Raw genomic sequence first — 15,088 nt, 5'->3', positions numbered from 1 at the left:
GATACACGATGCGTGGGATTACGTCCATGCTGACGGCGGTACTCGCGGTACCCGATCACGGAATCGTCGGCCTAGACCACCTGGCCGGCGGCATGGCCGCAGGCCCACGCCCATTGGAAGTTGTATCCGCCCAGCCAGCCGGTCACGTCCAGCACTTCTCCAATGAAGTGCAGGCCCGGCACCAGCTGCGATTCGAATGTGCTGGAGGACACCTTGCGCGTGTCCACCCCGCCCAGGGTGACCTCGGCGGTCCGGTAGCCCTCCGTGCCGCTGGCCACCAGCGGGAAGTCCTGCAGCAGGGCGGCCGCCTCGCGCAGCTGGCGCTCGTCGATCTGGCGCACCGGACGGTCCGGCAGCCAGTGCTCGCACAGACGCAGTGCCAGCCGGCGTGGCACCACCTCCGACAGCACGGTGCGCAGCTCGGCGGCGCCGCGGTCGCGCTTCATGTCGCGCAGCCAGGTCTCGGCATCGCGGTCGGGCAGCAGGTCCAGGCGCAGGTCGTCGCCGGGCTGCCAGAACGAGGAGATCTGCAGGATCGCCGGGCCGCTGACGCCGCGGTGGGTGATCAGCATGGAATTGCGGAACGCGACGTCGCCGCAGCGCGCCGCGACCGGCAGGGCGACCCCGCTCAGGTCGTGGAAACGTTCCTGATGCGTGCCACTCAGGGTCAACGGCACCAGGCCGGCGCGCGTGGGCAGCACGGTGTGGCCGAACTGGCGGGCCAGCTCGTAACCGAAACCGGTGGCGCCCAGGCTGGGGATCGACAGGCCGCCGGTCGCCACCACCAGCGATGCGGCGTGGAAATGGCCCTGCGCGGTGTGGACGTGGAAGCCGTCGGCGCCGCGCTCCACCTTGTCCACGCCGCAGTCGGTGCGGATCTGCACGCCTGCCGCCTGGCACTCGTCCACCAGCATGCGCACGATCTGCTTGGACGAGACGTCGCAGAACAGCTGGCCCAGTTCCTTTTCGTGATAGGCGATGCCGTGGCGTTCGACCATCTCGATGAAGTCGCCGGGCGTATAGCGTGCCAGCGCGGACTTGCAGAAATGCGGGTTGGCCGACAGGAAGTTGGCCGGGGTGGTGCCGGTGTTGGTGAAGTTGCAGCGCCCGCCACCGGACATCAGGATCTTCTTGCCGACCTTGTTGGCATGGTCGATCACCTGCACGATGCGACCGCGCTGGCCCGCCGTGAGCGCGCACATCAGCCCGGCCGCACCGGCCCCGATGACCAGCACGTCGCAGCGGATCACGCTCATGCCTGCGGTTTGCGCTTGCGCCAGACCGGCGTCACGGCCAGTTGCGCCTTGTCCGAGAGCAGCTGCACCTCGCCGTCCTGGATCAGCACGTCCCAGCGCATGGTGCGCTCGACCTGTGCACCCCATTCGGCGACGAAGTCGGCCGGCAGATCCATCACCTCCAGCACTGACAGCTTGTTGGCCGCTGCGGCGTTGCGCTCCCACCAGATATCGGTGGCGCGCCCGCCGTAGGTGATCAGCTGCACCGCGCGAGAACGGCCGGCGGCCTTGCGCAGGCGCGATTCGTCCGGCTGGCCCAGTTCGATCCACAGCTCGATGTCGCCGGTGTAATCGCGGCGCCACAGATCCGGCTCGTCGTCCACGCTCAGCCCGCGGCCGAATTCCAGGCGGTCATCGGCATTCAGGGCGAAGGCCAGCAGCCGCACCATCAGGCGGTCGTCGGTCTCCGACGGGTGCTGGGCCAGGGTGAGCGTGTGGGTGGCGTAGTAGCCACGATCCATGTCGCTGATCTGGAGTTCGGCCTTGCGGATGGTGGCGGTGAGGGCCATGGGGGTACCGTAAACAAAGAGCGCCATGATAATGCGTGGGCCATGACCCCGTCCGATCCCGTTTCCGCCGATGTTGCCGCCAGCCGCCTGCAGTTGCCCCCGGGCGATTGGGGCTGCCTGCTCGACGGGCTGTGCGCGCGCTTCCCGCGCATCGACCGCGCCCAGTGGGTTGACCGTTTCGCGCGTGGACGGGTGCTCGATGTGCAGGGCAGGGCGCTGGCGGCGGAGCAGCCCTGGCAGGTCGGTCTGGAGATCCGTTACTTCCGTGAGGTGGAGGATGAACCGGCGATCCCGTTCGTCGAGTCGATCCTGCATCAGGACGACGACCTGCTGGTGGCCGACAAGCCGCATTTCCTGCCGGTCACGCCGGCCGGCGGGCACGTTCGCGAGACCCTGCTGGCGCGGCTGGTGGCGCGTACGGGCAATCCGCACCTGGTGCCATTGCACCGCCTGGACCGGCTGACGGCGGGGCTGGTGCTGTTCTCGACCCGCCCGGCCACGCGCGATGCCTATCAGCGGCTGTTCCGCGAGCGTCGCATCGACAAGACCTACCAGGCCCTGGCCCCGGCACTGCCGGCGTTGCAGTTCCCGCTGGAGCGGCACAGCCGGCTGGTGCCGGGCGAGCCATTCTTCCGCATGGCCGAAGCGGCTGGCGTGCCCAACGCACGCACCCGGATCGAGGTGATCGACGCCGGCGGCCCGGTGTGGCGCTATCGGCTGGACCCCGAATCCGGGCGCAAGCACCAATTGCGCGTGCACATGGCCGCACTGGGAGCCCCGATTCTCGGCGACGACCTGTACCCGGTGCTGCGCACAGAGGGGCAGCGGGATCCCGGTGAACCGCTGCAGCTCCTCGCCCAGGCGCTGGTGTTCGTCGACCCCCTCAGCGGTCAACGCCGCAGCTTCACCAGCGGCCGCCAGCTGATCGTGTAGCGCCCGGCTGGCGCGCGCAGCGCGGGCGTTGCGGCGACGGACCGGAGAGCAGCCGGGCAGAGCCCGGCGCAACGGTGAGGCATTGGGAACCGACGTAGAGCCGGGCTCTGCCCGGCTATCGCGCGCAGCGCGGGCGTTGCGGTGGCGGACCGGAGAGCAGCCGGGCAGAGCCCGGCTCTACGGTGAGGCATTGGGAGCAGACGTAGAGCCGGGCTCTGCCCGGCTGGCTGGCGCGCGCAGCGCGGGCGTTGCGGTGGCGGATCGGAGAGCAGCCGCGCAGAGCCCGGCGCAACGGTGAGGCATTGGGAGCGGACGTAGAGCCGGGCTCTGCCCGGCTATCGCGCGCAGCGCGGGCGTTGTGGCGAGGGACCGGAGAGCAGCCGCGCAGAGCCCGGCGCAACGGTGAGGCATTGGGAACAGACGTAGAGTCGGGCTCTGCCCGGCTATCGCGCGCAGCGCGGGCGTTGCGGTGGCGGACCGGAGAGCAGCCGGGCAGAGCCCGGCTCTACGGTGAGGCATTGGGAGCAGACGTAGAGCCGGGCTCTGCCCGGCTGGCGCGCGCAGCGCGGGCGTTGCGGTGGCGGATCGGAGAGCAGCCGCGCAGAGCCCGGCGCAACGGTGAGGCGTTGGGAGCAGACGTAGAGCCGGGCTCTGCCCGGCTGGCTGGCGCGCGCAGCGCGGGCGTTGCGGTGGCGGATCGGAGAGCAGCCGGGCAGAGCCCGGCTCTACGGCGAGGCATTGGGAACAGACGTAGAGTCGGGCTCTGCCCGGCTATCGCGCGCAGCGCGGGCGTTGTGGCGAGGGACCGGAGAGCAGCCGGGCAGAGCCCGGCTCTACGGTGAGGCATTGGGAGCAGACGTAGAGCCGGGCTCTGCCCGGCTGGCTGGCGCGCGCAGCGCGGGCGTTGCGGTGGCGGATCGGAGAGCAGCCGCGCGGAGCCCGGCTCTACGGTGAGGCATTGGGAGCAGACGTAGAGCCGGGCTCTGCCCGGCTGGCTGGCGCGCGCAGCGCGGGCGTTGCGGCGACGGACCGGAGAGCAGCCGGGCAGAGCCCGGCTCAACGGTGAGGCGTTGGGAGCAGACGTAGAGCCGGGCTCTGCCCGGCTATCGCGCGCAGCGCGGGCGTTGTGGCGAGGGATCGGAGAGCAGCCGGGCAGAGCCCGGCGCAACGGTGAGGCGTTGGGAGCAGACGTAGAGCCGGGCTCTGCCCGGCTATCGCGCGCAGCGCGGCCCGCAATAGAGTCAGCTTCCTGAACGGTGGGCGAGCCAGCGGTCCAGCGCTGCGGCGAAGCGCTGGCGATCGCGCGCGTCCAGCGGGGGTGGGCCGCCGGTCTGGATACCGGCGCCGCGCAGCTCCTCCATGAAATTGCGCATGGACAGCCGCTCGGCCATGTCGTCCGGGGTGTACAGCTGCCCCCGCGGATTCAGGGCCACGCCGCCCTTTTCCAGTACCAGCGCGGCGAGCGGGATGTCCTGGGTAACCACCAGGTCGCCGGCTGCCATGCGCTCTACGATTACGTTGTCGGCCACATCCAGCCCCGGCGGGACCTGGATGGCGGTGATGCAGCGCGAGGGCGGGGTGCGCAGCCACTGGTTGGCGACCAGTGTCAGCGGAATCCTGACGCGTTCAGCCGCGCGGAAAAGGATCTCCTTGATCACGCCAGGACAGGCATCGGCATCCACCCAGATGCGGGAAACGGCAGAACTTGAATCGGGCATTTGGCTGATCTTAAGGTAGGAAAAGTCTGAATGGGGACTCAGATTTCGTGTAGTATTGGTCAATCCCTTGTCCTGTCAGGCGGGACGGGGGGATGGCTGAATAAATCAGCTATCGCTTTTTCGGTAAAACACGAGTATCGTCCCCCACACTGTGTTTGCTAGGGTCACCGTGAATCGTGGCCTGGTGCAGTTGATCTCACGATCTGCTCATCGATCCGCTTTACCAACGCCTGCAACTCAGTCTCGGCTCCGATATCCGGCGGCCGCGATTATTTCAACTTTTGTTTCAGGAGTTAGTACATGTCTGATCGTCAGCAGGGCACCGTGAAGTGGTTCAACGACGCCAAGGGCTTCGGCTTCATCACCCCGGAAAGCGGCCCGGACCTCTTCGTCCACTTCCGCGCCATCCAGGGCACCGGCTTCAAGTCGCTGCAGGAAGGCCAGAAGGTCACCTTCGTCGCCGTCCAGGGCCAGAAGGGTATGCAGGCTGACCAGGTGCAGGCGGTCTAATCGACCCCTGCTACCGTAAGGTCGCCATGAACGCCGGAAGCGAAAGCTTCCGGCGTTTTTTATTGTCTTCTCCACGGCGCGGTGTACGCGACGGCGCACGCTTGTGACGTCACCGCGGCAGGCGCGCGGTTACGATGCGGGTTTGAACGCGCGGAACGATCGATGATCAAAGTGCACCATCTGGACCACTCGCGCTCGCAGCGCGTGCTGTGGATGCTTGAAGAGCTGGGCCTGCCATACCAGGTCGTGACCTATCAGCGCGATCGGAAGACCTGGCTGGCGCCGCAGGCGCTGCGCGATGTCCATCCGTTGGGTAAATCGCCGGTGCTGCAGGACGACGCGCTGGTCCTGGCCGAATCCGGTGCGATCCTGGAGTACCTGGCCGACCGCTACGACAGCGCCCGTCAGTTGTCCCCCGAACTGCTGCCTGCACAGGCCCCCGAGCGCATCCGCTATCGCTACTGGATGCACTACGCCGAGGGCTCGGCGATGCCGCCGCTGCTGCTCAGCCTGGTGTTCGCGCGGGTGCGCAAGGCGCCGATGCCGTTCTTCGCGCGACCGATCGCCCGCGGCATCGCCGACAAGGTGATGAAGGGATTCGTCGGTCCACAGCTGACCCTGCACCTGGACTGGATGGAGCGTGAGCTGGGCAGTGCGCCGTGGTTTGCCGGCGAGCGATTCACCGCCGCCGACATCCAGATGAGCTTCCCGATCCAGGCCGCCGCCTCGCGTGCGGGCAGCATGGCGGCCTACCCGAAACTGCGCAGCTTCCTGCAGCGCATCGAGCAGCGCCCGGCGTACCAGCGTGCGGTGGAGCGTGGGGGCGCGCTGGACCTCGGCGCCGGCGCCGGTTGAGCTTGCGGGGGGGCGCCTGTGCCCCCATCTGCTGGTCATGAGCACTGAGCCGCTGCGTTTCGACAACCGTTTCATCCGTGATCTGCCCGGCGACGAGGAGACTGGCCCGCGGGTGCGCGAGGTGCGCGGCGCGGCCTGGTCGTCGGTGCTGCCGACGCCGGTGACGGCCCCGCGCCTGTTGGCGTATGCGGAGGAGGTCGCCGCGCTGCTGGGCATCGGTCCCGAGCTGCTGGACAGCGCGGATTTCCCGCGCGTGTTTGGCGGCAATGCGCTGTATGCCGGGATGCAGCCGTGGGCAGCCAACTACGGTGGCCATCAGTTCGGACATTGGGCCGGCCAGCTCGGCGACGGCCGTGCGATCTCGCTGGGCGAACTGATCGCACCCGACGGCGCGCGCTGGGAGCTGCAGCTCAAGGGGGCCGGACGCACCCCGTATTCGCGCGGTGCCGATGGGCGCGCGGTGCTTCGCTCGTCCATCCGCGAATTCCTGTGCAGCGAGGCGATGCACCATCTCGGCGTGCCGACCACACGCGCTCTGAGCCTGGTGGGCAGTGGCGACGCCGTAGTGCGCGACATGTTCTATGACGGTCATCCGGCGCCCGAACCGGGTGCGATCGTCTGCCGGGTGGCCCCCTCGTTCATGCGATTCGGAACCTTCGAACTGCCGACCTCGCGCGGCGATACCGCGTTGCTGCGGCAGCTGGCCGATGTGTGCATCGCCCGCGATTTCCCGGCGCTCGCCGATGCCGGCGCCGCGCGTTACGCGGCATGGTTCACCCAGGTCTGCGAGCGCACGGCGAGGATGGTGGCGCACTGGATGCGGGTGGGCTTCGTGCACGGGGTAATGAACACCGACAACATGTCCATCCTGGGGCTGACCATCGACTATGGCCCGTACGGCTGGGTCGAGGATTACGATCCCGACTGGACCCCCAACACCACCGACGCACAGGGCCGGCGCTACCGCTTCGGCACCCAGCCGCAGGTGGCGTACTGGAACCTGACCCGACTGGCGCAGGCGCTGTCGCCGCTGTTTGACGACGTCGCACCATTGCATGCAGGGCTGGCCCGGTTCCATGACGTGCATGCGCAGTGCGAGCGCGACGACATTGCCGCCAAATTGGGTCTGGACCAGTGTCACGACGACGACGTGGCGATGATGGCCGCGTGGCTGCAGATCCTGCAGGACGGCGGGATGGACATGACGCTGGCGTTCCGCGGCCTGATCGGGCTGGACCCGCAGGCGCCGTCGGTGGACGTTCTGGAGGATGCGTTCTACAGCGCCGAACGCCGCACGGCGGTGCTTCCGGCGCTGCAGGCATGGCTGCAGCAGTACGCCGCGCGGCTGCGCGCCGACCCGCTGGACCGCGCGGCGCGCGAGCAGGCGATGGCGCGCGCCAATCCGCTCTATGTGCTGCGCAACTGGCTGGCGCAGGAGGCGATCGAGCAGGCGGAGCAGGGCGACCTCAGCGGCGTGCACACGCTGCTGGAGGTGCTGCGGCATCCGTACGACGTCCAGCCGGGGCGCGCGCACTATGCGGGCAAGCGCCCCGAGTGGGCGCGCGACAAGGCGGGCTGTTCGATGCTCTCCTGCAGTTCCTGACGCCCCCTGCAACGCTGGGTCCCACCGGCGGCGGAGGCAGGTGAGCGGCCCGGTGGGCGGGTCGGGTTACCCTATGCCGCCCACCTGCTTTACCCGATCCCCATGACCGATTCTCCCACCACGCCCGCCTGGGCCGGCCGCCTGCGCGATATCGCCGATTTCCCCAAGCCCGGCATCCTGTTCAAGGACATCATGCCGCTGCTGGCCAACGGCGAGGATTTCGCTGCGGCCGTCGATGCAATGGTCGCCCCCTGGCGCGACGCGCGCCTGGCGGCGGTGATGGGCATCGAATCACGTGGTTTCATCCTGGGCGCGGCGATGGCGCGGGTGCTGGGCGTGGGCTTCGTGCCGGTGCGCAAGCCGGGCAAGCTGCCCGGCCGGACGTTGAAACAGGACTACACGCTGGAATACCGCACCGACAGCATCGAGGTGCATGCCGACGCGCTGCCGGCCGGTGCGCGGGTGCTGGTGGTCGACGACGTGCTTGCCACGGGAGGCACGCTGCTGGCGGCGTTGTCGCTCGCGCAGCAGTTGCAGGTCGAGGTGGTCGGTGCAGCGGTGCTGGTCGAACTGGCCGGACTCGGCGGCCGCGAGCGTTGGACCAGCAACGTGCCGCTGCTGGCCAACCTGGTCTACTGACCCCGTCCCGCGGCGGCCGCTCCCTTACATCCTCCGCACGCGGAAGCGACGGCCCTTGATTTTGCCCGCTTCCAGCCGTGCGATCGCACGGCCGACGTGCTCGCGCGCGATGGCCACGTACGACCGCGTCGCGTAGATGTCGATCTTGCCGATCACCTTGGCGGACAGCCCGGCCTCGCCGGTCAGCGCGCCGAGGATGTCGCCGGGGCGCAGCTTGTCGGTCTTGCCGCCGTCGATCCGCAGCGTCTCCATCGCCGCCTGCGGCAGTACGGCCGGACGCGCGGTCGCCAGCGGGGTTTTCTGCCAGTCCAGCGGCGCGCCCTGTGCCGCTTCCAGCGCGTCGGCGCGGTTGCGCTCGCGGCCGGTGACCAGGCTGATCGCCAGGCCGGTGGCACCGGCACGACCGGTGCGGCCGACGCGGTGTTCGTAGGTCTCGATATCGGTCGGCAGCTCGTAGTTGATCACCGCCGCCAGGTCCTGCACGTCCAGTCCGCGCGCGGCCACGTCGCTGGCCACCAGTACGTTGCAGCTGCGGTTGGCGAAGCGCACCAGCACTTCATCGCGGTCGCGCTGTTCCATCTCGCCGTGCAGGGGCAGGGCGGAGAACCCGAACTGCTGCAGCGACAGCGCCACCTCGTCGACGTCGCGCCGGGTATTGCAGAACACCACCGTCGACTCGGGCGTGTACTTGAGCAGCAGGCCCGCCAGCGCCTTCTGCTTCATCGCCAGCTCGGTCTCGCAGAACAGGTGGCGGATCGCGGGCGCATGGTCGGCGCCTTCCACGGTCACTTCGATCGGGTCACGCAGCAGCACACGGGCGATCTCGCGGATCTCGTCGGGGAAGGTGGCCGAGAACAGCAGCGTCTGGCGATCCTTGCTGGTGCGCCCGGCGATCTCGCGGATGGGCTCCTCGAAGCCCATGTCGAGCATGCGGTCGGCTTCGTCCAGCACCAGCGTCTTGACTCCGCCCAGATGCAGGGCGCGCTTGCGCCCCAGTTCCTGGATGCGGCCCGGCGTGCCCACCACCACATGTGGATCGTGGGCCTCCAGCGAGGCCAGCTGCGGGCCCAGCGGCATGCCGCCGGTCAGCACCACCAGCTTGAGATTGGGAATGCCGGTGGCCAGCTTGCGGATCTGCTTGCCGACCTGGTCGGCGAGCTCGCGGGTCGGGCACAGCACCAGCGCCTGTGCGCGGATCACGGCCGGGTCCAGTGCCTGCAGCAGGCCAAGGCCGAAGGCGGCAGTCTTGCCGCTGCCGGTCGGCGCTTGGGCGATTACGTCACGACGGTCGAGGATGGCCGGCAGGCTCTGCGCCTGCACGGGGGTCAGGCGGGTATAACCCAGCGCGTCGATGCCCGCCGCCAGCGAGGCCGACAGGGGCAGTTCGGAGAATTCATTCATGGCACATTCTACCCGGTGCGCCAGCCACCGGGCGTGTGCCGGCAGGCTTGAGGCCGGATCGTGCGCCCGCAGTCCCTCCCCGGCTTCCTCCCGTGCACCGTAGCGGTCCGGCACCCGGCGGTACGGGACAGCAGGCGGCGGCGATCAACAACGGCAATGCGTTCACGGTCCATCTGCGCAGAGGGCATGGGGACGGTGCTCACCCCAGCAGTGCGTGCACGCCCAGGTTGATGCCCAGCCCGCCGGCCAGCAGCCAGGCAAACAGCAGCAGGGCGAGCAGCAGCGGTTTCATGCCGGCCTGACGCAGGGCCGACACATGGGTGGTCAGGCCCAGCGCCGCCATCGCCATCGCCAGCAGGACGGTGTCCACCTGGATGGCCAGCGCCACCAGCCCGGCCGGCAGCAGCTGCAGCGAGTTGAGCCCTGCCACCGCGACGAAGCCGAAGGCAAACCACGGCACCACGATCTTCGCCGGTGCCGCGCCCGGTCGGACGCCCTGCCGGCGGGCCAGCAGCAGCGACAGCGCGACAAGGAACGGGGCCAGCATCATCACCCGCACCATCTTGGCAATGACCGCCGTGTCCGCGGCTCCCTCGCTGACCGCGCGCCCGGCGGCGACCACCTGGGCCACCTCATGCACGGTCGAACCGGTGAACACGCCGTACAGCGTTTCGCTCATCGGCACCCAGGCATGGGCCAGGTTGAGCTGGTACAGCGCCGGGTACAGGAACATGGCCGCGGTGCCAAACACCACCACGGTCGATACCGCGACGGTGACCTGCTCCGCTCGCCCGCGCACCACCGGTTCGGCGGCCATCACTGCGGCTGCGCCGCAGATCGAGCTGCCCGCGCCGATCAGCAGTGCAGTACCCCGGTCAATGCCGAACCAGCGGGTACCGGCCAACCAGGCCAGCGCGAAGGTGCTGGTCAGCACCAGCGCATCGACCAGCACCCCGGCCACGCCGACCTGGCCGATATCCTGGAAGGTCAGGCGCAGCCCGTACAGCACGATCCCGGCGCGCAGCAGCCATTGCTTGGAAAAGCCCACCCCGGTCGCGGCCGGCGCTGACAGGGGGGGGTACACGGTGTTGCCCAGCGCGATGCCGAGCACGATTGCCAGGGTCAGCGCGCTGATGCCATGCGCCTGCAGCCACGGCAGGGTGGCCAGACCGATCGCCGCGGCGGCCACTGCGGCGGTCAGCAGCAGGCCGGGCACGCGGCTGCGCCAGCGCTGGGCGGCAGTGGTGGTGGCGGGCAAGGGAGCGGTGGACGCGTTCACGGCAGTCTCCAGGGGTGCTGGGTGATAGCCTGCGCCGGCCACATGAACCTGTAAAACGCATTGTTCATGTCATTTCAACCCGCTATATGGGTTAATTGGCCCATGCATCTGACACTGCGCCAATGGCAGGTTTTCGTCGGCGTGGCCGACGCCGGCACCACGGCGGCGGCCGGGCTGCAGTTGGCGTTGTCGCAGTCGGCCACCAGCGCGGCCCTCAATGAGCTGGAGGGGCAGTTGGCGGCGCCGCTGTTCGACCGGATCGGCCGGCGCCTGGTGCTCAACGCGCACGGCCGCGCGCTGCTGGACCCGGCCCGTGCGCTGCTGGTGGCCGCCGCCGACCTGGAGCAGCTGGCCGGCGTGGGCCGGGCGGGGGCGGCCGGGCCGTTGCCCCTGCAGCTGCGGATCGGCGCCAGCACCACCATCGGCAATTACCTGTTGCCACAGCGGGTGGCGGCGCTGCTGGCGGCCAATCCGCAGGCGGAGGTGGACCTGCGGATCGGCAACAGCGCCGAGGTGGTCGCTGCCGTGCAGCGGCTGGACGTGGACCTCGGCGTGATCGAAGGGCCCTGCCACGAAAGTGGCCTGCAGGTGCTGCCGTGGCAGCGCGACGCGCTGGTGATCGTGGCAGGTGGCAACGCCGAGCTGCCCTTGCACGTGGACCTGCCGACCCTGGCGGCAGCGCGCTGGCTGCTGCGCGAACCCGGCTCGGGCACGCGCGAGGCGGTCGAGCAGGCCCTGCTGCCGCACCTGCACCACTTCGGCCGGGCGATGCAGCTGGGCAGCACCGAGGCGATCAAGCAGGCCGCTGCCGCCGGGTTGGGACTGGCCTGCCTGTCGCGCCATGCCGTGGCCGATCTTGTGGCGTTGGGCACGCTGCGCATCCTGGACACGCCGCTGCCGCCGCTGTCGCGTCAGTTGTGGGTGGTGCGCCACCCGGGCAGGCGCGTACCGCCGCCGTTGGGAGACCTGTTGGCACTGCCCCCGGAGGCGTTCGCGCACGGGTCAGCGACGCGGTAGCCGCCAGCCCGTACAATGGTCGGATGCCTCTGATTACTCTGCAAAACGTCGACTTCAGCGTCGGCGGCCCGCTGTTGCTGGAAAAAGCCGAACTGTCGATCGAGCCGGGCGAGCGTATTGCCCTGATCGGCCGCAACGGCGCCGGCAAATCGACCCTGCTCAAGCTGCTGTCCGGCGACCACAAGCCCGATGACGGCGAAATCCGCGTGCAGCAGGGGGTGCGCATCACCCGCCTGGAGCAGGAAGTGCCGCACGGCGCGGCCGGCAGCGTGTTCGACGTGGTCGCCGATGGCCTGGGTGAGCTGGGCCAGTGGCTGGCCGAGTTCCACCACCTCAGCCACGCCGACGAATTCGACGGCGATGCGCTGTCGGATGTGCAGGCAAAGATCGACGCGGCCAACGGCTGGGGCCTGGACCAGCGCGTCAGCGAAACCCTGACCAAGCTGGATCTGGATGGCGAGGCCGAGTTCGCGCGCCTGTCCGGTGGCATGAAGCGCCGCGTGCTGCTCGGCCGTGCGCTGGTGTCTTCGCCGGATCTGCTGCTGCTCGACGAACCGACCAACCACCTGGACATCGAAGCCATCGACTGGCTGGAAATGTTCCTCAAGAACTGGAATGGCAGCGTGGTGTTCGTCACCCACGACCGTCGCTTCCTGCGTGCACTGGCCACCCGCATCGTCGAGATCGACCGCGGCCAGGTCACCAGCTGGCCGGGCGACTGGGCCAACTACGAGCGCCGTCGCGAAGAACGCCTCAACGCGCAGGCGCAGGAAAACGCGCGCTTCGACAAGCTGCTGGCCCAGGAAGAAGTCTGGATCCGCCAGGGCATCAAGGCGCGACGGACCCGTGACGAAGGGCGCGTGCGCCGGCTCAAGGCGATGCGCAACGAACGCTCGCAGCGGCGTGAACTCGGCGGCAACGTCCGCATGGAAGCAGCGCAGGCGGAGAATTCCGGCAAGAAGGTCATCGACGTCAAGGACATCTCGTTCGCCTTTGGCGAGCGCACGATGGTCAAGGATTTCAGCACCGTCATCCTGCGTGGCGACCGGATCGGCCTGATCGGCCCCAACGGCAGCGGCAAGACCACGCTGCTCAAGCTGCTGCTGGGCGACCTGCAGCCGCAGAGCGGCGAAGTGCGCGCCGGCACCAACCTGCAGATCGCCTACTTCGACCAGTACCGCTCGGTGCTGCGTGAGGACTGGACCGCGATCGAGAACGTGGCCGAAGGCCAGGACTTCATCGAGGTCAACGGCAAGCGCAAACATGTGCACGCCTACCTCCAGGATTTCCTGTTCACCCCCGAACGCGCGCGTGCGCCGATCACCCGTCTGTCCGGTGGCGAGCGCAACCGCCTGCTGCTGGCCAAGCTGTTCGCGCAGCCGTCCAACCTGCTGGTGATGGATGAGCCGACCAACGACCTGGACGTGGAAACCCTGGAGCTGCTCGAAGAGCTGCTCGGCGACTACGCCGGCACGCTGCTGCTGGTCAGCCATGACCGTGACTTCCTCGACAACGTGGTGACGTCCACGATGGTGATGGAAGGCGACGGCGTGGTGGGCGAGTACGTCGGCGGCTACAGCGACTGGCAGCGCCAGGCCGCACGCATGGCCGCCGCCGCAGCGGCGGTCCCGGTGGCGGCAGCCAAGCCGGCCGTGACGGCCGCGGCCCCCGCCGAAGCGGCGGCGCCCAAGCGCAAGCTCAGCTACAAGGACGCGCGCGAGCTGGAACAGTTGCCGTTGAAGATCGAGGCCCTGGAGAAGGACGTCGAAGGTCTTACCGCCGCGATGAACGACCCGGCCTTCTACCAGCGCAGCGCCGCCGACATGGCCGCGCACACCCAGAAACTCGGCAAGGTCCAGGCCGAGCTGGATGCGGCGTACGCGCGGTGGGAAGAACTGGACGCATGACCGGACGCGCGCATCAGGCGTCCACACACGGCCCCGTAGAGCCGGGTTCTACCCGGCTTGCCTCAGGCATGCACGACAACAGCAGCCCCGTAGAGCCGGGTTCTACCCGGCTTGCCTCAGGCGTGCACGACAACAGCAGCCGCGTAGAGCCGGGTTCTACCCGGCTTGCCTCAGGCGCTTTGCCCCCGAACGAAGAGCAGCCGGGTAGAACCCGGCTCTACGCTGTTGCTTCAGGCGCTTTGACCCCCGAACGAAGAGCAGCCGGGTAGAACCCGGCTCTACGCTGTTGCTTCAGGCGCTTTGCCCCCCGAACGAAGAGCAGCCGGGTGGAACCCGGCTCTACGCTGTTGCGTCAGGCGAACGGTCGCGCCGCGCGGTCACTTCAACCCGTGCAGGTCCCGCAGCTGGCTGGGTCGCGAGCCGAAGTATGCCGCCAGGTCGGCGATGTCCTGGTCGCTGAGGTCGGCTGCCTGCGGGGTCATCAACGCGTGCTGGCGGTCGCCGGCGCGGTAGGCCTGCAGGGCATGGGCAAGGTAATCCCCGTACTGCCCACCCAGTTTCGGGTAGGTCGGGTCGATCGGCTGGTTGCCGTCGGCACCGTGGCAGTCGATGCAGCTCTGCTGGGTGGCCTTGCCCTTGACCTGGGCCCGCGCTTCGCCGGCGGCGATGCGACCGGCCGGCAGGCCGGCGGAGGAGCCCGATCCGTGTTCACCACTGGCATGGCCGGGATCGGCGGCGGAATCTGCACTGTTTTCCACCTGCGACTGCGAACAGGCAGCCAGCAGCAGGGCAACGGACAGGGCGATGGCGTAACGCTTGAACGGCGCGGCTTTCGTCATGAGCGTGCTTATTTGGCGGTGGACAGGTAAACAGCGAGATCGGCGATCTCCTGTTCGCTGAAACTCATGGACTGCGCCTGCATCGTCGGATGCCTGCGCTTGCCCTGGCGGTATTCGCTCAGCGCCTGGCTGAGGTACTGCTGGGTCTGGCCGCCGATCTTGGGTACCCGGTAGCTGGGATAGGCGTTCTTGTAGCCGGTGATGCCGTGGCACCCCTGGCAGGTGTAGGCGAGCACGCGGCCATTGTCGTAGCGGCCGGTGAGGGCGGCAGGCGTGGCCGGCGCGGCGGTCGGTGCGGGTGCGGCAGGTACGGCGGGTACGGCGGGAGCAGTAGCGGCCTGTGCGGCGGCCCCGAGGGGCAGGAGGACGGCCAGAAGACAAGCGGCGAGCGGCTGCGGGCGCATGATGTCCTTTCCGTTGTACGGGTCTGGTCGTTCCGGCGTGGGGTACGGAACTGGCCCGAGTATAGCCTGCGTTTTCATCTAGCTGAAACCGGGGTGCCCGAGGGGCGGCCCAAGGTCACCATGACCTTTGGGATATGGTGTGATCGTGACGTGGTGCATTACTTTGCTACCACACCTGC

14 protein-coding genes are annotated in these 15,088 nt (G+C 68.8%); 7 read left to right on the top strand and 7 right to left on the bottom strand.

Annotated elements, in window-relative coordinates:
• Positions 1 to 71: 71 nt before the first annotated feature.
• Together ACPEH1_RS02420 and ACPEH1_RS02415 are read right to left on the bottom strand one after the other, a co-directional pair.
• Complete coding sequence (locus ACPEH1_RS02420) at positions 72 to 1,256, bottom strand: NAD(P)/FAD-dependent oxidoreductase (RefSeq protein ID WP_017356407.1); 1,185 nt, start codon at positions 1,254 to 1,256, stop codon at positions 72 to 74.
• The gene (locus tag ACPEH1_RS02415; RefSeq protein WP_017356406.1) at positions 1,253 to 1,804 is read right to left on the bottom strand and encodes a YaeQ family protein; all 552 of its coding nucleotides are present in this window, start codon (positions 1,802 to 1,804) and stop codon (positions 1,253 to 1,255) included. Before ACPEH1_RS02415 ends, ACPEH1_RS02420 begins: the two co-directional genes overlap by 4 nt.
• A 42-nt stretch (positions 1,805 to 1,846) precedes the next feature.
• Between ACPEH1_RS02415 and ACPEH1_RS02410 the strand changes: the two genes are divergently transcribed.
• Complete coding sequence (locus ACPEH1_RS02410) at positions 1,847 to 2,737, top strand: pseudouridine synthase (protein WP_136005955.1); 891 nt, start codon at positions 1,847 to 1,849, stop codon at positions 2,735 to 2,737.
• A gap of 1,241 nt (positions 2,738 to 3,978) precedes the next feature.
• Here ACPEH1_RS02410 and ACPEH1_RS02405 read toward each other — a convergent pair.
• Positions 3,979 to 4,455: a YaiI/YqxD family protein gene (locus ACPEH1_RS02405; protein ID WP_423715177.1), complete on the bottom strand. Its 477-nt coding sequence runs from the start codon at positions 4,453 to 4,455 to the stop codon at positions 3,979 to 3,981.
• 300 nt (positions 4,456 to 4,755) lie between these two features.
• Between ACPEH1_RS02405 and ACPEH1_RS02400 the strand changes: the two genes are divergently transcribed.
• The 4 genes from ACPEH1_RS02400 to ACPEH1_RS02385 all read left to right on the top strand — a co-directional run bounded on the left by ACPEH1_RS02400 (position 4,756) and on the right by ACPEH1_RS02385 (position 8,062).
• Positions 4,756 to 4,965, top strand: coding sequence for a cold-shock protein (locus tag ACPEH1_RS02400; protein WP_017356920.1), 210 nt, complete (start codon positions 4,756 to 4,758; stop codon positions 4,963 to 4,965).
• A 162-nt stretch (positions 4,966 to 5,127) separates the two neighbouring features.
• Entirely contained in the window at positions 5,128 to 5,820 is a 693-nt protein-coding gene (locus tag ACPEH1_RS02395) for a glutathione S-transferase family protein (RefSeq protein ID WP_017356919.1), read from the top strand.
• A 37-nt stretch (positions 5,821 to 5,857) separates the two neighbouring features.
• Positions 5,858 to 7,423 (top strand): protein adenylyltransferase SelO, encoded by a 1,566-nt coding sequence (locus tag ACPEH1_RS02390; protein ID WP_423715176.1) that lies wholly within the window; start codon positions 5,858 to 5,860, stop codon positions 7,421 to 7,423.
• 102 nt (positions 7,424 to 7,525) lie between these two features.
• Entirely contained in the window at positions 7,526 to 8,062 is a 537-nt protein-coding gene (locus ACPEH1_RS02385) for an adenine phosphoribosyltransferase (protein WP_136003795.1), read from the top strand.
• 24 nt (positions 8,063 to 8,086) lie between these two features.
• On the opposite strand, the gene dbpA is transcribed toward ACPEH1_RS02385, so the two are convergent.
• Positions 8,087 to 9,463 (bottom strand): ATP-dependent RNA helicase DbpA, encoded by a 1,377-nt coding sequence (gene dbpA / locus ACPEH1_RS02380; protein ID WP_423715175.1) that lies wholly within the window; start codon positions 9,461 to 9,463, stop codon positions 8,087 to 8,089.
• A 199-nt stretch (positions 9,464 to 9,662) separates the two neighbouring features.
• On the bottom strand, positions 9,663 to 10,742 hold the full coding sequence (locus tag ACPEH1_RS02375; RefSeq protein ID WP_051008634.1) for a YeiH family protein: 1,080 nt from the start codon (positions 10,740 to 10,742) through the stop codon (positions 9,663 to 9,665).
• Positions 10,743 to 10,844: 102 nt separating this feature from the next.
• On the opposite strand from ACPEH1_RS02375, the gene ACPEH1_RS02370 reads away from it, so the two are divergent.
• Entirely contained in the window at positions 10,845 to 11,759 is a 915-nt protein-coding gene (locus ACPEH1_RS02370; RefSeq protein ID WP_262071309.1) for a LysR family transcriptional regulator, read from the top strand.
• Between the two features lie 23 nt (positions 11,760 to 11,782).
• Entirely contained in the window at positions 11,783 to 13,666 is a 1,884-nt protein-coding gene (locus tag ACPEH1_RS02365) for an ATP-binding cassette domain-containing protein (RefSeq protein ID WP_312707382.1), read from the top strand.
• Between the two features lie 377 nt (positions 13,667 to 14,043).
• Here the strand turns inward: ACPEH1_RS02365 and ACPEH1_RS02360 are convergent, their stop codons facing one another.
• Complete coding sequence (locus tag ACPEH1_RS02360; RefSeq protein WP_017355583.1) at positions 14,044 to 14,505, bottom strand: c-type cytochrome; 462 nt, start codon at positions 14,503 to 14,505, stop codon at positions 14,044 to 14,046.
• An 8-nt stretch (positions 14,506 to 14,513) separates the two neighbouring features.
• Positions 14,514 to 14,909, bottom strand: a complete 396-nt coding sequence (locus tag ACPEH1_RS02355) for a c-type cytochrome (RefSeq protein WP_026070702.1) — start codon at positions 14,907 to 14,909, stop codon at positions 14,514 to 14,516.
• Positions 14,910 to 15,088 lie beyond the last annotated feature (179 nt).

Source organism: Stenotrophomonas sp. NPDC077421 (genome assembly GCF_049545505.1).
In the GTDB taxonomy this organism is placed as follows: Bacteria; Pseudomonadota; Gammaproteobacteria; order Xanthomonadales; family Xanthomonadaceae; genus Stenotrophomonas; species Stenotrophomonas nematodicola.
The sequence above is the reverse complement of the archived record's forward strand: the minus strand, read 5'-3'. Positions and strand labels throughout refer to the sequence as shown.